Origin of the sequence: Paenibacillus alba, from assembly GCF_013204855.1 — a bacterium.
GTDB classification, from domain to species: domain Bacteria; phylum Bacillota; class Bacilli; order Paenibacillales; family NBRC-103111; genus Paenibacillus_E; species Paenibacillus_E alba.
On the sequence record NZ_JABMKZ010000017.1, the window covers coordinates 133,684 to 155,660 of the forward strand.

The 21,977-nt window shown below is 41.9% G+C and carries 28 protein-coding genes and 1 pseudogene; 8 read left to right on the forward strand and 21 right to left on the reverse strand.

From position 1 onward, the window contains the following. Positions 1–346 precede the first annotated feature (346 nt). On the forward strand, positions 347–2,239 hold the full coding sequence (locus tag HQN90_RS21055) for a rhamnogalacturonan lyase (protein WP_173222295.1): 1,893 nt from the start codon (positions 347–349) through the stop codon (positions 2,237–2,239). Between the two features lie 65 nt (positions 2,240–2,304). Here the strand turns inward: HQN90_RS21055 and HQN90_RS21060 are convergent, their stop codons facing one another. After that, a complete protein-coding gene (locus HQN90_RS21060; protein ID WP_173222297.1) occupies positions 2,305–3,150 on the reverse strand; it encodes a helix-turn-helix domain-containing protein in 846 nt (281 codons plus the stop codon). Between the two features lie 273 nt (positions 3,151–3,423). Between HQN90_RS21060 and HQN90_RS21065 the strand changes: the two genes are divergently transcribed. Genes HQN90_RS21065 through HQN90_RS21080 form a run of 4 tightly spaced genes read left to right on the forward strand, consistent with a single transcriptional unit; the run spans position 3,424 to position 6,192 of the window. After that, positions 3,424–3,753 carry a PadR family transcriptional regulator gene (locus HQN90_RS21065; RefSeq protein WP_173222299.1) on the forward strand — a complete coding sequence of 110 codons (330 nt, stop codon included), beginning with the start codon at positions 3,424–3,426 and terminating at the stop codon, positions 3,751–3,753. 15 nt (positions 3,754–3,768) lie between these two features. Beyond that, positions 3,769–4,635: a pentapeptide repeat-containing protein gene (locus tag HQN90_RS21070; RefSeq protein ID WP_173222302.1), complete on the forward strand. Its 867-nt coding sequence runs from the start codon at positions 3,769–3,771 to the stop codon at positions 4,633–4,635. A gap of 18 nt (positions 4,636–4,653) precedes the next feature. Next, positions 4,654–5,424, forward strand: coding sequence for an ABC transporter ATP-binding protein (locus HQN90_RS21075; protein ID WP_173222304.1), 771 nt, complete (start codon positions 4,654–4,656; stop codon positions 5,422–5,424). Beyond that, on the forward strand, positions 5,425–6,192 hold the full coding sequence (locus tag HQN90_RS21080) for an ABC transporter permease (RefSeq protein WP_173222305.1): 768 nt from the start codon (positions 5,425–5,427) through the stop codon (positions 6,190–6,192). Between the two features lie 161 nt (positions 6,193–6,353). Here HQN90_RS21080 and HQN90_RS21085 read toward each other — a convergent pair whose 3' ends face one another. From HQN90_RS21085 to HQN90_RS38875, 10 genes and pseudogenes are all read right to left on the reverse strand, one after another. Continuing rightward, positions 6,354–6,923 carry a dihydrofolate reductase family protein gene (locus tag HQN90_RS21085; protein WP_173222307.1) on the reverse strand — a complete coding sequence of 190 codons (570 nt, stop codon included), beginning with the start codon at positions 6,921–6,923 and terminating at the stop codon, positions 6,354–6,356. Positions 6,924–7,160: 237 nt separating this feature from the next. Continuing rightward, positions 7,161–8,018, reverse strand: coding sequence for an aldo/keto reductase (locus HQN90_RS21090; protein WP_173222309.1), 858 nt, complete (start codon positions 8,016–8,018; stop codon positions 7,161–7,163). A 139-nt stretch (positions 8,019–8,157) separates the two neighbouring features. Next, on the reverse strand, positions 8,158–8,940 hold the full coding sequence (locus HQN90_RS21095) for an SDR family oxidoreductase (RefSeq protein ID WP_173222311.1): 783 nt from the start codon (positions 8,938–8,940) through the stop codon (positions 8,158–8,160). Between the two features lie 70 nt (positions 8,941–9,010). Then, entirely contained in the window at positions 9,011–9,538 is a 528-nt protein-coding gene (locus HQN90_RS21100) for a P-loop nucleotide/nucleoside kinase family protein (protein WP_173222313.1), read from the reverse strand. Between the two features lie 63 nt (positions 9,539–9,601). Next, entirely contained in the window at positions 9,602–10,264 is a 663-nt protein-coding gene (locus tag HQN90_RS21105) for a hypothetical protein (RefSeq protein WP_173222315.1), read from the reverse strand. Positions 10,265–10,434: 170 nt separating this feature from the next. Further along, positions 10,435–11,436 carry a serine hydrolase domain-containing protein gene (locus tag HQN90_RS21110; protein WP_216855398.1) on the reverse strand — a complete coding sequence of 334 codons (1,002 nt, stop codon included), beginning with the start codon at positions 11,434–11,436 and terminating at the stop codon, positions 10,435–10,437. A gap of 112 nt (positions 11,437–11,548) precedes the next feature. After that, positions 11,549–11,980 (reverse strand): hypothetical protein, encoded by a 432-nt coding sequence (locus HQN90_RS21115; protein WP_173222319.1) that lies wholly within the window; start codon positions 11,978–11,980, stop codon positions 11,549–11,551. Between the two features lie 138 nt (positions 11,981–12,118). Continuing rightward, positions 12,119–12,616, reverse strand: a complete 498-nt coding sequence (locus HQN90_RS21120; RefSeq protein ID WP_173222321.1) for a hypothetical protein — start codon at positions 12,614–12,616, stop codon at positions 12,119–12,121. 529 nt (positions 12,617–13,145) lie between these two features. Next, the gene (locus HQN90_RS38870; RefSeq protein WP_338042361.1) at positions 13,146–13,820 is read right to left on the reverse strand and encodes a vWA domain-containing protein; all 675 of its coding nucleotides are present in this window, start codon (positions 13,818–13,820) and stop codon (positions 13,146–13,148) included. A 75-nt stretch (positions 13,821–13,895) separates the two neighbouring features. Continuing rightward, positions 13,896–14,414, reverse strand: a pseudogene (locus tag HQN90_RS38875) (TerD family protein); the annotation flags it as partial. Positions 14,415–14,785: 371 nt separating this feature from the next. Between HQN90_RS38875 and HQN90_RS21130 the strand changes: the two are divergent. Both HQN90_RS21130 and HQN90_RS21135 read left to right on the forward strand, forming a co-directional pair. After that, positions 14,786–15,118 carry an ArsR/SmtB family transcription factor gene (locus tag HQN90_RS21130; RefSeq protein WP_326070602.1) on the forward strand — a complete coding sequence of 111 codons (333 nt, stop codon included), beginning with the start codon at positions 14,786–14,788 and terminating at the stop codon, positions 15,116–15,118. A gap of 45 nt (positions 15,119–15,163) precedes the next feature. Beyond that, positions 15,164–16,024, forward strand: a complete 861-nt coding sequence (locus tag HQN90_RS21135; protein WP_173222325.1) for an aldo/keto reductase — start codon at positions 15,164–15,166, stop codon at positions 16,022–16,024. Between the two features lie 208 nt (positions 16,025–16,232). Here HQN90_RS21135 and HQN90_RS21140 read toward each other — a convergent pair whose 3' ends face one another. The 10 genes from HQN90_RS21140 to HQN90_RS21180 form a co-directional block, all read right to left on the reverse strand. Next, the gene (locus HQN90_RS21140; RefSeq protein WP_246362688.1) at positions 16,233–16,859 is read right to left on the reverse strand and encodes a GNAT family N-acetyltransferase; all 627 of its coding nucleotides are present in this window, start codon (positions 16,857–16,859) and stop codon (positions 16,233–16,235) included. 29 nt (positions 16,860–16,888) lie between these two features. After that, positions 16,889–17,332, reverse strand: coding sequence for a DUF5071 domain-containing protein (locus HQN90_RS21145; RefSeq protein WP_173222327.1), 444 nt, complete (start codon positions 17,330–17,332; stop codon positions 16,889–16,891). A 79-nt stretch (positions 17,333–17,411) separates the two neighbouring features. After that, positions 17,412–17,702 carry an Imm53 family immunity protein gene (locus tag HQN90_RS21150; RefSeq protein ID WP_173222330.1) on the reverse strand — a complete coding sequence of 97 codons (291 nt, stop codon included), beginning with the start codon at positions 17,700–17,702 and terminating at the stop codon, positions 17,412–17,414. Between the two features lie 219 nt (positions 17,703–17,921). After that, positions 17,922–18,392 carry a copper amine oxidase N-terminal domain-containing protein gene (locus HQN90_RS21155; protein WP_246362690.1) on the reverse strand — a complete coding sequence of 157 codons (471 nt, stop codon included), beginning with the start codon at positions 18,390–18,392 and terminating at the stop codon, positions 17,922–17,924. Positions 18,393–18,398: 6 nt separating this feature from the next. Next, on the reverse strand, positions 18,399–18,542 hold the full coding sequence (locus HQN90_RS38880; protein ID WP_246362692.1) for a hypothetical protein: 144 nt from the start codon (positions 18,540–18,542) through the stop codon (positions 18,399–18,401). Positions 18,543–18,636: 94 nt separating this feature from the next. Next, positions 18,637–18,984: a hypothetical protein gene (locus tag HQN90_RS21160; RefSeq protein WP_173222332.1), complete on the reverse strand. Its 348-nt coding sequence runs from the start codon at positions 18,982–18,984 to the stop codon at positions 18,637–18,639. Between the two features lie 165 nt (positions 18,985–19,149). Beyond that, positions 19,150–19,596 (reverse strand): oxidoreductase, encoded by a 447-nt coding sequence (locus HQN90_RS21165; RefSeq protein WP_173222334.1) that lies wholly within the window; start codon positions 19,594–19,596, stop codon positions 19,150–19,152. 215 nt (positions 19,597–19,811) lie between these two features. Continuing rightward, entirely contained in the window at positions 19,812–20,273 is a 462-nt protein-coding gene (locus tag HQN90_RS21170) for a hypothetical protein (RefSeq protein ID WP_173222336.1), read from the reverse strand. 143 nt (positions 20,274–20,416) lie between these two features. Next, on the reverse strand, positions 20,417–20,890 hold the full coding sequence (locus HQN90_RS21175) for a hypothetical protein (RefSeq protein ID WP_173222338.1): 474 nt from the start codon (positions 20,888–20,890) through the stop codon (positions 20,417–20,419). 181 nt (positions 20,891–21,071) lie between these two features. Next, a complete protein-coding gene (locus tag HQN90_RS21180; protein ID WP_173222340.1) occupies positions 21,072–21,461 on the reverse strand; it encodes a hypothetical protein in 390 nt (129 codons plus the stop codon). 169 nt (positions 21,462–21,630) lie between these two features. On the opposite strand from HQN90_RS21180, the gene HQN90_RS21185 reads away from it, so the two are divergent. Beyond that, positions 21,631–21,977: IS110 family transposase (locus HQN90_RS21185; RefSeq protein WP_173222342.1), on the forward strand; the 347-nt coding region annotated here is incomplete at its 3' end.

The following is a 21,977-nucleotide window of genomic DNA, read 5'->3' on the forward strand; positions in this document are numbered from 1 at the left end:
TATGCTTAGGAAAAATGTGCTACTTGTGTAAGTTATTCAGCTAAACTACTCTTGAACGGGCTGCCGAATTGCCGGCAGCCTGTACTTATTATTGTGCTATCATTTTTCTCTAGCTCAGCAGTACTTGGAAACAACAAGCGACCAGGTCGCCCAAAGTGTAGCAGAATTGTGTAGGAAGTTAGCGATTGTCTGCATTAAATCTCTCTATTTTACAAGGTATAATTAGGTAGTAAAAATAATGTAAGCGAATTCATTTTTATTAAGGAGGTCATCCGGTAGGCGAGCAAACACTTAAAGTGATCGAAGAGTTTGAAGACGCTTTTAAGAATCTAAGGAGGTTGTAGAAATGTTAAAATCCGTCAAGAATTTGATGAAAGCAGCAAGCTGCATTACGCTCGGCGCGCTACTTATTACTTCCATCGGTCTGCCGACACCTACCGCACACGCAGCAGTTCCCAGGCAAATGGAGAAATTGGACCGCGGACTGGTTGCCGTCAAGGTTACTACTGGTGTCCTCGTTAGTTGGAGACTTCTGGGCACAGAAGCTTCGAGCACTTCCTTCAATTTATATCGCAATGGTACGAAGCTCAACGCTACTCCGATTACGACCAGCACCAACTATCAAGATAACTCAGGCACAACAAGCTCAAGTTATACAGTTAGAGCCGTCGTAGGCGGCGTAGAGCAGACCGCATCAGCTGCAGTTACGCCATGGGCCAACAATTATTTGGACGTACCAATTCAAAAACCGGCTGGCGGCACTACGCCTGACAACGTGGCTTATACGTATAACGCGAATGACGCTAGTGTTGGCGACGTGGATGGCGATGGTCAGTATGAGATCATTTTGAAATGGGACCCCTCCAACTCCAAGGACAACTCGCAGGACGGCTACACCGGTGAAGTGTTTGTCGATGCCTATAAGCTGGACGGAACACGGCTGTGGCGAATTAGTATGGGGAAAAATATTCGTGCCGGCGCCCATTATACGCAATTCCTGGTCTATGATTTGGATGGCGATGGGAAAGCCGAAATTGTGATGAAAACTGCAGACGGTACGAAGGACGGCACTGGTGTCGTGATCGGCAGCTCGACTGCGGATTACCGCAACTCGGTAGGCAGAGTGTTAACTGGACCGGAATTCTTGACGATTTTCCAAGGATCGACGGGTAAAGCATTGGCTACAACAAGCTATGATCCGCCTCGCGGTACGGTCGGTGATTGGGGAGATACGTACGGCAACCGTGTAGACCGCTTTTTGGCGACAGTTGCCTATTTGGATGGAGAAAAACCGAGTATCGTCATGGCCCGTGGATATTATACACGTAGCGTACTAGTCGCGTACAATTGGCGCGGAGGAACTCTTTCCAAACTGTGGACATTTGACAGCAACACTTCTGGGAATTCAGCCTATGCCGGGCAAGGGAATCACAACATTACGGCCGCTGACGTTGATGGAGATGGCAAAGATGAGATTGTGTATGGTGCTATGACTATTAACGATAACGGCGCCAAGCTCTATAACACTGCATTAGGTCATGGTGACGCTATGCACGTAGGAGATTTGGATCCAAACAACGCAGGGCTGGAAGTATTCAAGGTCATGGAGAACACAGGCGCTACATATGGTGCTGCCGTTTGGAATGCCGGAACAGGCTCCGTGCGTTGGGGAGTCAATACAGGCGCTGATACAGGAAGAGGCATGTCCGCTGATATTGATCCGAGGTATGCCGGTGAAGAAGTGTGGGCCAGCAATGGCGTTGGCTTATACCAGATCAATGGTACCAAAATCAGCTCCACAGTCCCGTCTTCGATTAACTTTGGTATTTGGTGGGACGGGGATCTGTCTCGCGAGCTGCTTGATCATAACTGGGATGGAACGAATGGCGTCGGCAGAATTGATAAGTGGAATTACACGAGCCTGAATACCACAACGTTATTGACGGCAACAGGCACGTACTCCAACAACTCCACCAAAGGAAATCCAAGCTTGCAAGCGGATATCTTAGGTGATTGGCGTGAAGAAGTTATTTGGCGGAAGTCGGACAGCACGGCGTTACGCATCTATGCAACACCTTACGAAACGACAACGCGTCTATGGACATTAATGCACGATCCCTTGTACCGTTTGGACGTCGCTTGGCAAAATGTGGCTTACAACCAGCCGCCTCACACAAGCTACTTCCTCGGAACAGGTATGGCTGCACCAACACAGCCGAATATTTACGTTACACCCTAGCACAACTAAAAAAGGAAACGGTGAGCATATTATGCGCCGTTTCCTTTTTGTCTTCCAACATTTATTTACTCATTACTGGTATGTAGAATGTGTTTTCTGAAAACAGCGGGGGACGTGCCATAGAAGGCAGCGAACTGTCGTGAGAAATAGAAGGGATGATTAAAACCGACTTCCTCGGCAATTTCTGCAACGGGTAATGATGTCGTTTCGATCAGCTTTCTGGCTTGGCGAAGTCGAATCTTGTTCAGCATCTCCATAACGGATTCGCCAGTCTGTATCTTGAACAAATGGGCTAACCTGGAGGCTGAAAGGTTGACCATCGCAGCCAATTCAGCAACGCTATACGGGTGACTGAAATGCTCTGATATCAGCTGTATTGTCTTCTCAACGCGAGGATCCATTGGAAATTGAGTCTCTAATACGCTTTTGGCTATTAAAAGCAAGATTTCTTCCAGGGCATGGACTGCTAATTTTTCCGAAAACAAATTCGTTTCTTCGTTATATTCGACCAAACGGCTGAACGCGCTGGTCAATCGGAGCCATTCCTTTTCATTATCAAAACGTGCCTTTCGTATGCCCTTTATCGCTTCCGGAAGCTGTAAAAGCGGCAGCCATTCTTCCTTTGGAACAAAATGACACCAATAAAATTCCCATACGGTGTTCTCTGGCGTCCCATAAAAATGGGGGGTACCCGGCGTGACCAGCGTAACCTCATTTTCCAAGCATTCGCAGGTTTCTTTGCCGTTGTTGAAAAGACCGCTTCCTTTTAACGTGAGGGTCAGGTAAAAATCTTTCGTTCCTTTGGAACGTTTTACCCGATAATCAAAGGGTTGACGATAGCGACCTGATACGAGCTTCCCGGGAATCGTCGTCTGGTTCTCCAAGGCAGAAAAACACATAAAATCAGACATGATATGGATGCCTCCATTTCTCATTTTGACCTATGCACACTTATGTTCCCATATCTATTAGTATACCTTACTTAAGCGAGCAAACGTATCGAAATTCATCGATGAGATCGTTGAATGACAAAAGGTCTGGCTGATAAAACACAAAAATGAGAATGAATCCGTGAGATATCGTCATGAAAATAATTATTACTTATCAAACAAGGTATTTCATTACAAATACTACCTTGACAGTCATAGTAGTATGTCGTATTATAAAAACACGGAGGTGATGACATGAGCGAGAACAAAATTACATCCGACCTGCTTCGCGGACATACCGATACGATGATTTTACGGCTTTTATCCGAAGCTGATCGCTACGGGTACGAGATTGTCAAACTGATTGCCGAGCGCTCGGGCGGTGAGTATGAATTAAAGGAAGCCACGATGTACTCCAGCGTCCGTCGGCTTGAGACAGATGGCGATATCGAGTGGTATTGGGGTGACGAATCACAGGGCGGACGGCGCAAGTATTTTAGAATTACCGATAAAGGCAAAAGTGTTTACGCCCGCAACAAAAGCAATTGGGAGTATTCGAAGCGCGTGCTAGAAAATTTATTATAAAGGAGATTTGATAGGATGAATCAGAAATTGACGAACTATTTGAACGGCGTGTTTACGCCCTACGATGGGGTAAAAAGCGTCACCGAATTAAAGGCCGACCTGAACTCCGATTTACAGGAGCGATATCGTGAACTCAAAGCCGAGGGCAAAGATGATGAAACGGCGTTCAAGATGACTATTGAGAGCATCGGCGACATTGAGCAAACGATTCTGGAAGTCGCCAACCTCTCCCGCTCCCTAGAACGGCAAGTAGTGACAAACTTTAGCGCAAGCAACTTGGCGAAAAGCGATTTTGCAGGCGTTAAGGCCCATAAAGGTCAATTTAATGCTAGCGCGTTACGCGGTGCCGACTTTGCAGGTGCCGACTTGACCGGAAGTTCGTTTAAGACCAGTGATTTACGTGAAGCCAATTTTGACGGCGCAAATCTGACGGACTGTACCCTAACTGCAACTGACCTTACGAATGTAAGCTTCAATGAGTCGATCCTTGTACGCACCAACTTCAGTGTTTCGGGGATGGATGGAGCCAAATTCACAGGCGTAAAACTGACTGACGTCACACTAACTAAGATTGACCTTAGAAAAGTAATATTTGAAGGTTGTATCTTCCACGGCGTGAACTTCGAATATTCTGACCTGAGCGGGCTGTGTCTTGACGGGCAAACCTTTATCGGCGTCAAGTTTGACAAGTCGGCATTAAATGAAGTTTCGTTTAGAGGCGCTACACTGAAGAATGTGTCTTTTCAGGCGTTCTTTTCGTTGACCAATAAGTACTACCGTGGCATCAAAACTATCTGCTTTGACGGCGCAGTCATGGATAAGTTGACCTATGCTTCGCTTAAAGGCATGGGCGCCGATTTGTCCAAGGTTACTGTCATTTAATTTAAGGGAGGGATTCCGATGCAAAGCGTGCAAACCAAGCCCATTCAAGTAAAAGGACTGGTAAAATCCTACAAACAGCATCAAGTCTTAAAGGGTGTGGATTTCGAGGTGGAAAAGGGCAGTATTTTCGCCCTGCTCGGCTCCAACGGGGCGGGCAAGACCACAGTTGTCAAAATCCTCACCACGCTGCTCAAACAAGACAGCGGAACCGCTACCGTAAACGGATTCGATGTTGCGGCAAACCCCGAGAATGTGCGGCAGGCGATCAGTCTGACTGGGCAATTTGCCGCCGTGGACGAAATTTTGACCGGACGGGAAAACCTGATTATGATTGCCAAACTGCGATACCTCAAAAATCCGAGTCAGGTTGCGGACGACTTGCTTAAACGCTTCGGCTTGACAGACGCCGCCAACCGCAGGGCTTCTACTTATTCGGGTGGTATGCGCCGCAGGCTCGACATCGCCTTGAGCCTTGTGGGAAAACCGCAGATCATTTTCCTCGACGAGCCGACCACTGGGCTTGACCCCGAGGCACGTATCGAGGTTTGGAAGATTGTCAAGGAGCTGGCGGGCGGTGGCACGACGGTACTCCTAACCACGCAGTATTTGGAGGAGGCTGAGCAGCTTGCCGACCGAATTGCGATTCTGCATGAAGGTAAAATTATCGCCAACGGCACACTCTCAGATTTGAAAAAGCTGTTCCCATCCGCCAAGGTGGAGTATGTTGAAAAACAGCCGACATTAGAGGAAATATTCCTCGCAATCGTCGGCAAAAAGGAGGGAAAGTAAATGGAGACGGTAAAGAAACATTTCTTCAGCGATCTAGGCGTTATGCTTGGGCGTTCCATGCGCCATATTTCCCGCAGTATGGACACCATCATCACGGTTACGATCATGCCTATCGCGATGATGCTGCTGTTCGTCTATGTGTTTGGCGGTGCAATTCAAACAGGAACAGATAACTATGTGAATTACTTGTTGCCTGGTATACTGCTAATTGCTATTGCTAGCGGTATATCCTACACGGCTTTCCGCCTGTTTACCGATGTGCAGCGGGGCATATTCGAGCGGTTTCACTCCATGCCGATTTCACGTTCCACCTTACTCTGGGGGCATGTGCTGACCTCGCTGGTATCCAACGCCATATCGGTTGTCGTCATCATTCTCATAGCGTTGATTATGGGCTTTCGTTCGTCGGCAGGGATACTGTCATGGCTTGCAGTAGCCGGCATCCTCGCTCTGTTTACGTTGGCATTAACTTGGGTCGCGGCGATTGCCGGACTGTCCGCCAAATCGGTGGATGGCGCGAGCGCCTTTTCCTACCCGATTATCTTCCTACCCTTTATTAGCTCGGCGTTTGTGCCGACCGAGTCGATGCCGTCGGTCGTTAGAGCCTTTGCCGAAAACCAGCCGGTGACCTCAATCGTGGAAGCCATTCGTGCGCTGCTGTCTGGTCAGCCAGTGGGCAATGATATATGGATCGCTCTTGCGTGGTGCATCGGGATTTTGATCGTAGCCTATTTCTTTGCAATGAGGGTGTATAAAAAGCGGGTATAATCTATGATTCATCCACCACGTATAACTGCTTCTTTAGTTCAACGAAAAAGCAGCCGATCATTCTGATCGGCTGCCGCGGTGTTCCTATTGCTAACATAGGATGAATTTCCATGTAAATACTTGGAAAGTCTTCTCGTTAGTGGAGACCTTGTATGGCACGCCTATTTCTCCAACTCATAGCGGGCCGCGATAATGCCCGACTTGAGCGTCCGGCTGGACAGCAGCTTGAGCCTGATTTTCTCACCGTCGCCGTGGAATGCCGATTTCCCGCCGCCCAAGATGACCGGACAAATCGTCAGCAGGAATTCGTCGATTAGGCCGAGCTCAAGCAACGTCTTCGCCGCCCCCGGACTGCCGAAGATAACGAGATTTTTGCCAGGCTGCTCCTTGAGCGCCTTGATTTCCTCCCCGATATTGTCCTTGATCAGTATCGTATTGTTCCATTCCACAGTGTCCATCGAGCCGGAAATGACGATCTTCTTAACATCCTGCAGCCATTTGGCATGCTCCATACCGTGCCTCGACGCATTCGGATTGTCCAGCACCGTGGGCCAGTAGCTCTCCATCATCCGATACGTCGTGCGTCCGTATACGGGAGAGCCAACTTCGGCTACGACCTCCTCGGCGTATTTCTCTAATTCCTCGTTGTACGGAATCCAATCTAGTCCTCCGTTCGAATCCGACGCATACCCGTCCAGCGACACATGCATGAACAATACGAGTTTTCTCATGTTTGCTTCTCCTCCAATTTCAAATTTAGTTGTTCGATTTTTTGGCAGTAGGCCTGTGTTTCGTCCTGCTCTTACTGTTCACTATAAATCATTACGTTACGTAAGGGGCAAGTAAAAATCTGAATTTTCTTCGAAGACAACCATGTTGCGCAAGTCTGCCCGTTGCTTCAGCAAAATAGAGAGCGTCAAACTGCCCGGCAGCTGACGATCCCTATTTGAGTAACGTTCGCCGTTGTCTTAATCCTTTTTGTCGATTGGGAAATTAATCTCGATCTGGTCAAGATCATCTTTTTGTAAATCCCAGCCTAAGGCATTTAGATTATCAACGATGTGTTCCTTGTTCGCGGCTTTAGGGATAGTAACTAATCCTTCCTGCCTTAACACCCAGTTTAAAGCCACTTGATACGCTGTCTTACCGTATTTGGCCCCTATTGATTCCAATACATGCCGTTCTTGTGATTCGACCTCAGGAAAACCTTTCATGCCAAATACATGAGGAGCATATCCAAATGGTGAGTACCCCATAATAGTTACCCCATTTTTCTTAGCAAAGGACAAAAACTCAGTCTCTATGTGTCTATCGTTCAAATGGTATGCTACTTGATTACAAATCAATGGGACACTGCCTAAATGGTATTGAGCTTCTTGCATTAAATCAGTGGAAAAGTTACTTACCCCTACATATTTAACTAAGCCCTTGTTCACTAATTCAACCATGGCCTCCATAGTTTCCGAAACATCGTATTGCTGACTTGGCCAATGCTGTAAATATAAATCAATGTGACTTGTCTTTAAACGTTCTAAACTTGCCTCTGCTGATCTTAGGACACCTTCGTACGAACAATTTTTTGCAGAAACTTTGGTTACAAGGAATACATTGTTTCTAACATCTTGGACTGCTTGACCAACAATTTTTTCTGCTCCTCCATTTCCATATTCTTCGGCAGTATCAATCAGAGTAAGCCCGTTAGTAATTCCGAAACGCAATGCTTCTATTTCGTCTTTTTCCTTGTACTTATCTTCGCCAAATTTCCAAGTTCCTTGGCCAATAGCAGGAATGCTTACGCCCGTATTGCCTAGTTTACGATATAGCATGACAAGCCTCCTAAAGTTGATAAAAGTTCATCCATATTCTAACATTCTTTATTGAAGAATCCTGCCCTTGAACACATCGAGGCCGCCGTTTCATTTTAGCGGCAGCCTCGTGTGTAGTGTATTTAACAAACGTGTCCCGTTAGTTGAACCCACCCGTGGAATGTAATACTTGACCGGTAACCCACTCCGCATCATCAGTGGCTAAGAATCCAACCAGACGAGCTGCATCCTTAGGTAATCCTACTCTACCTGTTACAAATTGCTTAGATAGTTGCTGTCGTAGGTCAGGAGTCATCCAGCCGGTATCTGTGGGGCCAGGATTTACCGCATTTACTGTGATTCCTTTTGAACCCACCTCTGCTGCAAAAGTGCGTGTGAAAGCATCAATTGCCCCTTTCGTCGTGGCATAAGAGATTTCACCAGCCATGGGGCCTAGTGATTGGCCAGATGTCATATTGATAACTCGGCCACCTGCCGATTGCGTAAACCGTCTTGCGAATTCCACACTAAGTATAGTTACCGCCCTAACATTAATTGCGTAATGTGCATCCAGAGACTCTGGGGTAATCGTGTTTAAGTCATCGTTAACTGAATAACAAGCATTATTGACAAGAACCGATGGTTCTCCTAGCTTCTGCTCAACGTTATTTAATAACTCCACAAAGCTTTCAGGTACAGAAAGATCAATCCTTAGGTGTTCGCAACGAACGCCCATGGATCGAATTTCGTCACATAGTTGCTTTTGCTCCTCGTTATTGCTCCCCCAGGGCATCTGTTGATCATAATTAACCCAATGTGTAAAAAATACATCTGCACCTAGATAGGCCAACTCTTTGCATACTGCAGCACCAATTCCTGCGCTACGACTTGCACCTGTTACTATTGCGATTCTACCTTTTAATCTACCGGGTGTAGTAGTCATAGGTCTTTTCTCTCCTATTAAGGTCCTTATTTTTTTGCCAACAGTTCATTAAACTCTCGTTTCCGTTAGCTTAGTCCACTAACCTGTACTGTTTGTTGTTCATAATATCCTCAATAACTAGGTCGATGGCATCTACGCTGTTGTGACTTGTATCAAGCAGATGTTTGGTATCTAATCCTGATTCCTTGAATTCCTCGATTAAAATAAGACACCGCTCCCCCATTTGATGCTCTGGTTTTCTGAGTTGGTCTCTGCTTAAAAGGGTCTTAGGTTCAACCCACAATACCGTATAAACAACATTTACGGATAACTCCATCAGTCTATCTCTCAGCCAATAAGCTTCATCTGGGAAAGTGACGTAATCAACTACTACATCAATTCCATTGGAAACGAAATTTTGGGTTAAACTCAATATATTATTCCAAATAAGGGATAGCTCAAACTTACTTTCCCAAGGCTTCTGACTACCGTTAACATGCATATGACTCACGTAGTCCCCTGAAATGTAAGCACTATTTTTCAAGGTATGAACCAATGCTCTAGAAGTTGTTGACTTTCCAACTCCAGCTGGCCCCGACAATATGTAAACCGTTTGCATTTTAAATTCCTCTCCTTGCCAAGTCCTTTTATTCCGTCAAGGATAACCTTACCATACCCCTTATCAACTGGGAATCATTGTGCTCATCTGCCCGTTAGGTGAGCATGTAGGTGAAGGAAACTTCATTTTGTAGATAGGGGATTTAGGATTATTAATCTGCTCATTTATAATCTGTATAATTTCTTGAATGTTCTTTGCTTTTTCAAAAAACGAAGATATATTACCTATTTCACCATCAATTGCTTCCGTAATTGTCCTTTCTGCAATCTGTTCATAATGAGAAGCTACACCTTTCCCATCTACCATTTCTACCCCGAGGAATGAATCTGCGTAACCTTTTGACCATTCTCCAATATGAATATTTGCAGTCTTTTCAGTTCTATTGAACACTAGATTTTTCCCTTTTGGTACCATTACAAAATCAAAGGCTATCCCCCATGAAATATATCCACGATTGCCGCTTTTCGTAAATCTTCCATATTCAACAATATGTCTAATTCCATTAATATTCTCACTAATCCACAGATAATCACCACGCCACTTAAGACCAAGCTTAGATACTCTAGGTGAAATTATCTTGTCCAATAACTCTTTCAATTCTTGTCCTTCAATCGGTTCACCACGGTAGTTGTATTTAACAATTCTAACTTCAGTACCTAATTTATTACTTAACAATTTAGCTCTCACAGCATCAAATATTTTTTGAAATATAAATATCACTCCCACGATTGGTTCTCATACATATTTGCTGAACAAGCTTGCTTTTCAAAAGAATGAAACCATCAACTGAATATTCAACAGTTAACCCCACAATCCTCCCGTTACTTTAACGGACAACGGCGCCGATCGTGTGCCGGCTGCCGTCATGTTGTGTTGAACTATCGTTCACCGTTAGTTCAATATCGATTGGTAGCATCTGATACCAAGTTGCCGAATGTCCGGATGTCATCAAGATAATCATAGTCCACAGGATTAATAAGCTGGTTATACATACGTACTGCTACCACATCATAGGCGGGAATGACCAACACGGCGCATCCGGTAATGCCGAGCGCTTGATACGAGCCAGCTGGCACCAGATCACCAATTTGGTTTAGCGGCGTGCTGTGCTGCAACCACCAAACATAACCGTTACGTGGCTGCTGAGAAGGAACTCCCTCAGGTGTTTGAAGAGCGGTTACACGCTCAATCACGCTATGTGGCAGTACTTGCCTGCCGTCCCAGACAGATCCCCGGCGAAGATGAAGTTGTCCCCACTTTGCTAGGTCACGTGCGCTGACGAAAAGGTTGCTTTGGTCTCCAGCTGTACTGTCGTTTGGACCGACCCAGTTATCCTTATGCGAGTAATAATTGTATATCATTTGTTCGTGCTGGGTGTTACGCCAACCTGTTTCACGCAAGCCATATGGCTCGAAAACGGCTTCAGTCAAGAATTCACTCAACGTCATCCTGGTAAGTCGGAATACGATTTCGAATAACATTGCAATACCGACATTACGATAAGCCCAACCTCTGCCAGCAGTAAACTCTTGAATAAGTTTTCCTTGCACTTCCATAAGTCCATGTGTATGTGTCAAAAGGTGGCGGAGCGTCACATCATGCGTGTGCTCAGGTAATTTGCCAAGATACCGAGATACCAGATCATCTACGCTCCCGATCCTCCTCTGTTCTATAAGCAGGCTGATGGCTAATGCAAGATAGGTTTTGCGTACAGAGCCCACATTAAATTGCGTAAATGCGTCAACACTGCGTGAACGCTCGTTTACATCATGCTTGCCCGAATAGGATTCGAGCACAATTTCGTTATTCTGCAGAATATATAACGCTGCCGCTGTTGCTCCTATTTGATGTTGTACATCATAAACATAATCGGCTAATTGCTGAAATCTTGAATCCATACTTCTCCTCACGTTTGCCCAGCTGTTACCCAGGTATTCTTATTTCTTTAAACTAAAGTTCCCAGTTAGTTCAACGCTGCTAAGGCTTCGCGAAACATTACTTAGTCCTATCTTACTGTATCAAATGTTCTGAAATCCCCCAGAAATATTTATATAGGAACATTGATATTATTATTTCGTTTATTGTCACTAAGATAACAATAATCAGTTGTTGTTGAGTATTAAAATATTTTCTCCATATTGTTGTTTGATTAGCTACATCAATAGCATCTTTATATGCTGAATATCTAGGAGCAATAACAAATCCGAATATTAATATTAATAAAGGTATGAATGCAAATGGCAAAAAAATAATGGTAAGTAAGCCCAACGCAAATAGAAAGCCTGATATCATTCCTACTAATTTGAATAGTAAAGGAAAAAGAACAGTGAGAAGTATTTGAAGGCCTGTAATCCTAAGCCATTTCAAAATTTGACCATTATATAATTGACCAGTTCCCGGTAAAATTACGGAGAATATTGCAGGGAAATTCACATTTTTCATTATACTCTCCAGTGGTTTAAATTGTATTTCTAAGTAATTTTAAAATAAAGCTTAATTGGATTAATTATGAGAATTCTTACGTGGAATGCTTACTATAACTAATTCGATATGTGTTGAACAAACGTTCCTAACGTTAGCTTAGTTGACAGGAATATCGAGTTCTTTACGAAGTTGATTTACGGTCTTTTCATTTTTTTGGTATTCATCTCTTCCTTTTTTAAACTCTTCGATTATTTTCAGTGATTCTTCTGCCCGTTTGAGATACTTATCGTCGTTATATCTTACAGCAGCTTCTTTCAATTCATTGACACCCATTGACCAGGTTTCAATGGCTAAATCTAACTGCTTGGCGAAATTTTCAGTATCGTCAGGATCAGCTTCAAGTTCGAGCTTTCTTGTTTCATAACCGAGACTCTTAACTTTAATACCTTGTTGGTTTTTTGCATCTTTATCCTCTCTTGTTTGGTCAGGCATCGCATCCAATAAATTGTGCTCAATAGTTTCCTTATCCTTAGCTACCTTAGCTAGAGCTTTCAGAGAGGCAATATCTTTTGCAGCTAGTGCGGAAATAGAAAATATACTTGCCGTAACTAAACATATAGCTGTGATGGCAATTAGTTTTGTTTTTAATTTCACGAATTTCCCTCCTCTGTTGTCATACTTTATACGATTCCATTACTTGGAAGTTGCGTTAATCTGCCCGTTAACTTAATGACACTTGGCTAGAATACTCTTTAAAAAAATAGTCCCGATGACTGTAGTAGCTCACCGGGACTAGCAAAGAGATCACAACTTTATATAGCTGATCAATACTGCATTTGGATTGTTTCACATCCAATTAAAATAATAAGTGACCCGAACACCTAATTGATCGGGTCACTTCAATGAAAGCTGCTAGTTTAGACAAGTAGTTATTTTTATAAAACAATACTTTGTTGAAATGAGTAATACTTACTGATAGATTACAATAAAGTGTTGATCTGACTTTCTTACTCTATTAAATCAGCCACTTATAAATCACAATAAAGTATTGTTCTATAATACCTTAGCACGACTAAGGTAGTAATTGGACATGCAGCAGTTAATCGATGCCCCACAAATAAGGCAACACCAAATGGAGAAATTTCATTATTTGACTGAGATAGCAAAAGCTACTGCATATTGATTATGCTCTAAGTATCCGTTGTTCAGTCGCCGCTTTAATCCATTGCGGGAATTCATTCAGAAGCAGATTATACAACGTTTCATCCGTGATGGATGCGATATCTTCAATATGAATAAAGTTGGCATTGTCGACAATGCGGCCTTCCATCGTATCCAACTTCTTCAGCACACTGAAATCGGAATAGCCGATACCGACGAATTGCCAGAAGATCGGATGGACGGCCGATTCCGAAATGACCTTCTTAATTGTTTTCGAGACGCCTCCGTCATTAATGAACACTAAGAAGACAGGCAAAGAGGATACTTCCTCTTTGGTGTATTTGCGTATCACATCCTTCATGACAGGCGGTTCATCGTTGTATCCGAACTTATGAATGTGGCGATTGCGGAGGATCTCTTTTTGGACATAGTTGTCAAAATCAGCTTCCGTCGCTGGTGCTAGCCTGCTGAATTCATTATCATACACCCACACATCCAAGCTGCCGTTATCGTCAAACTTGCAGGCAACGGCCAAAATACGTTCGACCACTTCCTGTACGGTGCCATCGTCATATAGATGTCTCATCGAGCCGGAAATATCAAGAACGAGTCCGACTCTGGCTGACAGATGGCTAAGCTGTTTTTTCTCCAAGGTGATCTGCACCAGATTTTTGCGCAGATCGATAGGGGAGAGCACTTTCTTATTCTCCGGAGGAGGAAGTTGTTGCGGAGCGGCAGATTCCTCTTCGACTTCCAATCCGAAGCTCGTGCACAGAGCAGCAAGTCCGCCAAAAAATCCGCTACCAATCGCGTTAAATTTCCACTCGCCATTATGCCTGTACAATTCTGCGGCGACGATAGCGGTCTCCTTGTCCAAATCTGAACCATAGTTAAAGCGGAATAGTTCTTCGTTGCTTGCAGGATCGATTAATGCAACATACAGTTGAGCAACATTTTTCATCATAAAACCGTGTTTTTCAGCTTCATGGATCGTAACAGTAAAGGCTAATTTGGCGGCTGTCGGCGGCAGTTTGGATAAATGAATGTGAATCGACTCTTGAAATGAACCATTTGCTTCTTGCTGATGAGCGATGGCGCCCTGATGAATGGAGGGATTGCCGTAGAATACAAAGTCCTCATCCTGCTCGCACCTGTTTCTGTCTGATAAAACAAAACAAGCAGCATCGATCTGCATGGCCGGGACAGTGGATGTCCAGCCAAAGCGAAGACTGAGCACAGACAAATTCCTACCTTTGGTAACGTCAACTTTTTGTCCTTTTGACAATAACATAGATGTTCTCCTCTATTTGAATATACGTCATGCTTCTAGCATAAAGGATATGGGCAATTTCCACAATTGCCCAACTGTTAAGAGGATGAAAAAAGGACTGCTCCTAAGCATTACGTGCATTTGTCGTTACTTCAGCAAAACCTAATTTTTTATCAGCCATTTTATGCTTTCCCCTATTAATTGTATTTCTATTTTCTAAAGAGTATTGCATATTCAAATTGGACATTGAAACAGGAACTGTAGTATTAGACTGAATTTGTTGAATCAAGCGTCTCGATTTTCTTTCCCGATATAGCGTCGGAAAAGTAAGGTGTGATACCCTTTATCTGTCCAAAGAATTAAACATTTGAATCTCGAAAGGTGGGGGTGATGTGAACCAAGAAATCACAGCTAATCTCGCAAACGAATTTAAAAATAATCAAAAGGTACTGACCGCAATCGGAGATGAAACCAGACAAGCCATTCTTATGACCCTGATTCAAGGACAACAAGATCCTGGCATGCGTGTGGGAGAGATTAAGGAGAAAACCCATCTTTCCCGTCCGGCGGTGTCCCATCATTTAAGAATATTGAAGGATGCGCAAATTATTAGTGTTCGTAAAGAAGGAACAATGAATTATTATCGTCTGAACGTCACAAGCAAGCTCAAGCTGCTGAAAAATCTTGTGGATGAAATCGAGATGCTGCTTTCACAATGCGAATGACACATGAGGATTACTTTTTATAAAGCGAGGAGGGCGAACTCCAGAATGAACATGGTAATCGAAGCAGTGAACGGTATCAAAATTCCCCAATTGGGTTTTGGAGTGTATAAAATAAAAAAAGGGGAACAATTTGAAAGGGCTATTCGTGAGGCGATCCGTGCCGGCTATCGTCATTTTGATACGGCTAAAATTTATGGGAACGAAGAAGCACTCGGCCTAGAGATTCAAAAAAGCGGGATCCCCAGGGAACAATTTTTTATCACCTCAAAAGTGTGGACGACGGATCTCGGTTATAAAGCGACGAAAATAGCATTTGAACAAACCTGCAAAAAACTGAATGTGGTGTATCTTGATATGTACCTGATTCATTTTGCCGGTCCTCATTATGTGGAAGCATGGAAGGCGATGGAGGAATTATACTCCGAAGGGAAAATCAAAGTTATTGGCGTTGCGAATTTTGAGATCAATCATCTTGAATTTCTCATGAAGCAATCCAGCATTTCGCCAATGATTAACCAAATCGAAACCCATCCGGAATTTCCACAAAACGATTTGCACGATTATCTTATCCAGCATCGAATTTCGCATGAGGCCTGGGGACCGTTGGGGCAAGGCAATAAAGCACTACTGGAGCGTCCGGAGTTAGTCGAAATCGCCCATCATCACAAAAAGTCGACGGCGCAAGTCATTTTGCGCTGGCATCTGCAGCGGGGGATTATTGTGATCCCTAAATCTTCAAACCCCAAAAGGATAAAAGAAAACAGCGAGATATTCGACTTTGAATTAATCGTGGAAGAAATGGAAAAAATCAATCAATTAAACACGGGCAAAAGGTATTCAGTAAAACCGACCGGCTACATGGTGAATCCGTTTTATGTTAAGACGATGAAGCTATTTATTAGATAAATGTCAGATGTGGAAAGGAAACTTGCTCCCGCCAGGAACAAATACTCAACTTGATGATAATGTGAGGGCTATTTGACGTTTACCATAATATAATAATTATCCATAGTTATTTAACTATGCTGCCCGTTAGGTGAGCGGAAGCCTGCCGATCGTGCCAGCAGCCTCCCATTGCGTGTATTGAATATACGGTATCTGATAGTTGAATGAATCACGAGGAAAACTCTAACGACGGCTTTCCTGCCTGTGTAGATTCCGAACAATTTCCATTCGAATATTCTTGAATTACCTTCGTCCAAAAGGTCTTCGCTGGCAAGTTCTTTTCCAGCCATGACACGCTCCAATTGCCCTTAAACATCTCAAATACGGTATAGACTACTTCTTTACCGATCCCATGCCGTCGGTACTTTCTTAATATGAAAAATTCCGCAATTGAAAATTTCGTCTTCGTACCATCTGCAATTTCTCGAACTAAAACAAATCCCGCCAACTTACCAAACTGCTTAATAAAGAAGGGAAAACGTCCTTCTTCTGTCCAATAGTGATCTAAAAACATGTAGTCAAAAAGGCCATACTCATTTACATCGTCTTCTCCGTCATCTTCAAAGTCGCTCATATCGTACTGATATAATTCCATAAGATTACGTAGTATCATTTTCTTTTCGAATGAAATCCTGATTAGTTCCATGAAATCACCCTTTTTTGTTCTAATCATACCACATATTGGAACTATCCTGCCCATTACTTCAAATGATAACGGCAGCCGATCGTGTGGCCGGCTGCCGTCATCTTGTGTTGAGCTATCGTTCTGCGTTAGCTCAGTGGTCAAAGGCTTCATATTTCTAGATCGCTTCTTTTTATTATATTTTAAGCTTTTGCTTTATTTACTACTTCTTTATTTGATAATACAGATTCCTCAATACCTAGTTTGCCGATAAGTTCTTTTATACCATAAATCCACATACTATCTTCTTCTAGGTCTGCTTGATCTAATACTATATCAATAAAAGGTATTAGTTCATCCATGTCAAATTGCTTTAAGACTTCTATCGATTCATTTGCCCCTGGCCAATTTAGATCTTTTAGCAAAAATAATAGCCATTGAATAGCTATAATAGCCCTATCTTTACCCAAGCTACTTATGATTTTCATTGAATTGCCCCACGTATCCTTATCGGTATCTTGAATAAGGCGTGATATATATTTATCTTCAATTTTTTTAGACAAATAATTCACTGCTTCTTCCTGAATGTTTTCTGACATACTCCATTTGAGATGTCCTAAATAATACTGGAATTCCTGTTCCTCCATTAAGCACCCCCTCAAAAAATTCATAGAACGGCTATCGGACCATCTCGTTAACCTCGTCAATTTTTGCTATCGTTCCTCTTTAGTTCAATTCTACCCAACCTTTGAAGAATAAAAGAATTTCCCCTAAGTTTTTAGGACCACCAAACCCTTCAAAATAACCTTCTTTCAACCTACAATGTATCCAATCATGCTCGGTTCTTTCTTTGACCAAACTTTCAAAAGGTTTGTTTTCTAACATAGTTTCTCGCAAATTAATTTTGACACTCCAACCAGGATTATCAAGCGTACTGATTTTTAAACCATAACAATGTTCCCAATCGCCATCACATTGGGATAAATACCACTCTTCTAACCATTGAATAAGATCCACTTGATTACACTCCCTTGACTACTTTATCGGTGATGAACAACAACTAGTTCTGTTATCACCCCCATCCACACACCTACACATTATCGCATGATTCGCTATTGTAATCCGCCCGTTACTTGATTGAACAAAAAGAGGAGCTACCGCGAGGTAAGCTCCTTCACTACTGTTCATCGTTAGCATAGTGATAAAACACCATCTTTATAATGATGCTTTTCAGCTTTATTCGTAGATAGCATCTGTGGTTGAGCCGTCTTCGTATAAATAGCTCACGTGAATCCATTTATCTTTTGTGTACCACAATGCAATTCTTTCAACTTTGCCTTCATTAGACCAATGAATGAAAATCTGAGCTTTAATTTCTCCTTGTTCAAGACCCTTAACGTCAATTTTGTTTAAATCCTCGTATTTATATCCTTGGATCGGCGATATATCATATCTCCAAACCCCTTGTTGTGAATCATCATTCGTTCGTTCTACGCTTGGTTCGCCTAAAAGACCTTTTACATAATTTCTGTCCACTCCGTTAGTGATCCAGTATTGAACCAGCCAAACCTTTTTTGTTACTTCATCAACGTTAGTTGGCTCATTCATAATCGAAATCACATTGTCTTTGTCTGCATATCTTATTCCAAGACCCAAACTTTCTGCTACAAAACGTACAGGTACGTATGCATGACCGTTATAGTTCAATACCGTTTATTCACTGCCGATTTCTTTATTTTGTCCATTCACCTCGAATTTCGCAGGAAACAAATACGCTTGAATTGTGTCTGAGGCATAAACAGCAGTTGTCGCGCTTAAACCAATTCCGCAAATTAGACCTAAAACAAACTTTTTCAAAAATCATCACTCCCAATGGTTCGATATTCCACTAATGCTGCCCTAAAAAAAGAACAGCTTCAATGCAGTCCCTGAACTATAGTCTCCCGTTACTTCAATAAGTACTATTTCGTTTTCCCCAATGATTCTTTGACCTGAATGAACAATGGGGGTTAATTTCAACAATCTCATAGAACATACGTTTGTTCATTTCGAATCCACAACATTTACAAACTTCATGCATAGCTTCTATTTTCATCATTTTGCTTCCACAATTCACACAAAAAAATCTTCCTTCTTCACTACTTTCAACTTTTGGTATCCGTACTTTAACTTCTTTAGAATTGTCTATTGCTTCATTAAGAATTTTTTCCATATGCTTTGAGAAATAACTATCTCCGGCTTTGCAATATAACTCTTCATTATTAAATTTCAGTTCTTCTTTGCAATAAGGGCAATACATTTCTTAAATCTCCCTTACATTATTTTTTTAATAATTTCTCGCCAGCCCCACGGAGTTTAATTGTTTAATATCGGCAGTCTGTAGTCGGTCAGCTATTGGTATCCGTTAGAGCTTAACCCCGAAATCGCTACTTGCGGCGAGCGAATGCTCCCTGTAATCAAGAAATCATTGAATTCCTGCTGTTCCGAAAGTATAATTTATCACTCTCTTATAGTTATCCCACTTGAAATAAAAGGGGCCAATATTTATATTTTTAGCACTGGGCTCCACTTTAAAATCTTGCCATATGATAATATCGTCTTCTCTCTGGATATAAACAGAAATGAATCCACACTCCTCGTCCCCGCACCATGGACAAACAAGTATGGGATATCGAAAGTATAAATAGTCATGTTGTTTATTTAATAGAAAATAATCTATCATGTTTCTTTGATGTTCTTCACTCCCCCACCCTAGAGATGGAACCATATCATGCTTTCTAAGCATTTGGTATAGCGATCTACCATCGATAATTAAATCAGCAAATTTAGTGTTCTTATTCCCATCTTGATTCGGGTCAAACTCATCATATCGACTTGCAGGTCTAGCCTCTAAGTAATTTAAGGTTTTCATATTATTCTTGTTCCTTTACATTATTTACTGATTTTACCTACGTCTTTTTTGTAAACTTCATAAATTCGTCTTGACTTAATTTATTCACGAAGTAATTCAACCATCCTGCCCGTGAACGATACTTAAGAGGCTGCTTCTCGGCAGCCTCTTAAGTATCGTTCGCAGTTAGTTCAATCAATCGCCATCTTCGGCGTTAAACCAACATAAGAGACTTTTTATTTTTTTGTGTCACGATTAGCTTTTGATAAATCTAATAATGCTTCTTTTGCTGTATTTCGTATATTAAGATAGTCGTGGTTTTCGTAACTAATAAAAATGGGTGCATACTTTACATTAAAGGTATTACCTAAAGCATAAATTGCACTTCCGAGCAGTTCGAATTCAATTAATTCAATTCTTTCTGCCAAATAATCCAATGAATCCTTCGAATAACCAGAAAGTAGTTGCAAAATATCTTCTTTAACTTCCATATCATGATCTTCAAACAAATGTTTTTCTAAGAGAATTAATATCTCATCGAAAAAAGGTAAATTATATCCGAAATATGGATCCAGGTATTTATCTAAGCAAAATAATATACTTCTTTTCTCATCAACATCTACACTATTTAAGACTTCTCCGATTGCATCTGCACCTTTATTTACAATGTCCTCATGCTTCTTAGTATACGTTATCAACTTAACCACCACCTGATATTTATTACCGTAGCTTTTAAACAAATCTTCCATCACTTTACAGGCAACGGCAGCCGAACATTCGCCGACAGATGTTTTGTCTTAATTGAACTATAGCTCCTGTTAGCGGAATACCTACTTATCTTTTAGTCCCAAAAATTAAAAATGACATCTCCGACGGTTTTAGGTTTCCAATGAAAAATCTGGCATAATTCCGCTTCGTTTAGTCTATTTTTGATAAATAAGGTAAGCGTTCGTTCATCAAGTTCTAATTTTTGATTTGTTTCAATAGCAGACAGTACCCTAAATTCGTCATTAAAAACACAAACAATATTAGAAAGTGAATGATCAATAAATTCAATCTCTAAGTATTGCACTGAAGAAGCGAACGCTACGAAGGGATATGAACTGTTTAACAAAATGAAAATGTTTTCGTTATGTAAACCAAGCTCTGTTTTATAGAAATTTTGAGATGCATGTGGTTCTTCAAAGGACAGAATCTTTCCGTTAGAGTAGTTTGCCAACGAGTAAGAGAGTCTTTTGAATTGTAAAGGATCGACCTCTGGCAAAGTATCGACATGAAATCCAGTAATGCCGTTCAGAAGTAACACTGCGTTCACCTACCTCTTTAGTTCGTCCTCTACCCGTTACAGCACTGACAATTTTATTTTACCACATATTGGAACTATCCTGCCTAATAGCTTAATAGCAAAGGGAGCAGCTGCCGTGGCAATCTGCTCCAGGTTTATTTGTTCTAACGTTATCCGTTACTTTAATCAAAAAGTTTGGGACAGAATTTTATCAATCCAAGATAATCTCTCTCATAAATGGTGTACAGGAAAAACAGTTATTAATCTCTTCATCAACTAATGACCAATACAAGATAGTTTTCCTATTCAAATCAATATCACTAATTAAATGGCCCTTTATCTTTCCCCAAATTCCATCTTCGATCTTTCCTTCTGTCACTGCGTCATCAAATGAAGATATGATCAAGCTCATTAACGCGAATTTTTCACTTGGGTTTAGTTCAGCACTTTCATAAAATGAGACAAATTCGTTCACTCTCGATGAATCTGCACTTTCATATTCCCAATCTTGTGAATACTTTCCTAACTCAGGTAGACTCAATTTATGAGTCAGACTTTCAATTGCCTGCCTAGTAATAAAAAACTCTTTATTATCGCTCAATTGATTTTCCCCCGTTAGTATTATCCTCAAATCTTTTGAATTCAACGAACGTTACCCGTTAACATTCCTGTAGGTGTTAGTAGATGGAACTTGCAGAAAAAAGAACGCCTCGCTAGGATGAGTATGTACTGGGTTGCAGCCCTCAGAACTCACCTTAGGAGGCGTTATTATGAAGTCTAATCCAATTAATTCTCAAAATCAACGTGTAGAACGAATCTCTACTACCACTCTGGTCATAGGCATCGACATTGCCAAGGAGAAGCATGCTGCACAAGCTATTAATTTTCGAGGTATTGTCCTCACCAAGCGCCCTATTCTATTTTCGAATGACCTTGCCGGCTATGAGCATTTAGAATATAGCATTCGTAAACTACAGAAGATGCACGGCATGAATAACATCGTTGTAGGTTTGGAGAGCACAGGTCACTACTGGTTCAATATTGCCAACTGGTTGGTGGATCAAAGAATTGATGTGGCTCTTGTCAATCCGATGACAACCAAACGTAATAAAGAAAA

What these genes read in the sequence shown, in the direction of transcription:
- HQN90_RS21140 (WP_246362688.1), bottom strand. Translation starts at nt 16,859, where the DNA reads ATGAAGCCTTTGACCACTGAGCTAACGCAGAACGATAGCTCAACACAA.
- HQN90_RS21090 (WP_173222309.1), bottom strand. Translation starts at nt 8,018, where the DNA reads ATGCTATATCGTAAACTAGGCAATACGGGCGTAAGCATTCCTGCTATT.
- HQN90_RS21160 (WP_173222332.1), bottom strand. Translation starts at nt 18,984, where the DNA reads ATGTATTGCCCTTATTGCAAAGAAGAACTGAAATTTAATAATGAAGAG.
- HQN90_RS21115 (WP_173222319.1), bottom strand. Translation starts at nt 11,980, where the DNA reads ATGAAAAATGTGAATTTCCCTGCAATATTCTCCGTAATTTTACCGGGA.
- HQN90_RS21100 (WP_173222313.1), bottom strand. Translation starts at nt 9,538, where the DNA reads ATGCAAACGGTTTACATATTGTCGGGGCCAGCTGGAGTTGGAAAGTCA.
- HQN90_RS21095 (WP_173222311.1), bottom strand. Translation starts at nt 8,940, where the DNA reads ATGACTACTACACCCGGTAGATTAAAAGGTAGAATCGCAATAGTAACA.
- HQN90_RS21080 (WP_173222305.1), top strand. Translation starts at nt 5,425, where the DNA reads ATGGAGACGGTAAAGAAACATTTCTTCAGCGATCTAGGCGTTATGCTT.
- HQN90_RS21075 (WP_173222304.1), top strand. Translation starts at nt 4,654, where the DNA reads ATGCAAAGCGTGCAAACCAAGCCCATTCAAGTAAAAGGACTGGTAAAA.
- HQN90_RS21145 (WP_173222327.1), bottom strand. Translation starts at nt 17,332, where the DNA reads ATGGAGGAACAGGAATTCCAGTATTATTTAGGACATCTCAAATGGAGT.
- HQN90_RS21085 (WP_173222307.1), bottom strand. Translation starts at nt 6,923, where the DNA reads ATGAGAAAACTCGTATTGTTCATGCATGTGTCGCTGGACGGGTATGCG.
- HQN90_RS21110 (WP_216855398.1), bottom strand. Translation starts at nt 11,436, where the DNA reads ATGGATTCAAGATTTCAGCAATTAGCCGATTATGTTTATGATGTACAA.
- HQN90_RS21165 (WP_173222334.1), bottom strand. Translation starts at nt 19,596, where the DNA reads ATGAAAACCTTAAATTACTTAGAGGCTAGACCTGCAAGTCGATATGAT.
- HQN90_RS21135 (WP_173222325.1), top strand. Translation starts at nt 15,164, where the DNA reads ATGAACATGGTAATCGAAGCAGTGAACGGTATCAAAATTCCCCAATTG.
- HQN90_RS21060 (WP_173222297.1), bottom strand. Translation starts at nt 3,150, where the DNA reads ATGTCTGATTTTATGTGTTTTTCTGCCTTGGAGAACCAGACGACGATT.
- HQN90_RS21055 (WP_173222295.1), top strand. Translation starts at nt 347, where the DNA reads ATGTTAAAATCCGTCAAGAATTTGATGAAAGCAGCAAGCTGCATTACG.
- HQN90_RS21065 (WP_173222299.1), top strand. Translation starts at nt 3,424, where the DNA reads ATGAGCGAGAACAAAATTACATCCGACCTGCTTCGCGGACATACCGAT.
- HQN90_RS21070 (WP_173222302.1), top strand. Translation starts at nt 3,769, where the DNA reads ATGAATCAGAAATTGACGAACTATTTGAACGGCGTGTTTACGCCCTAC.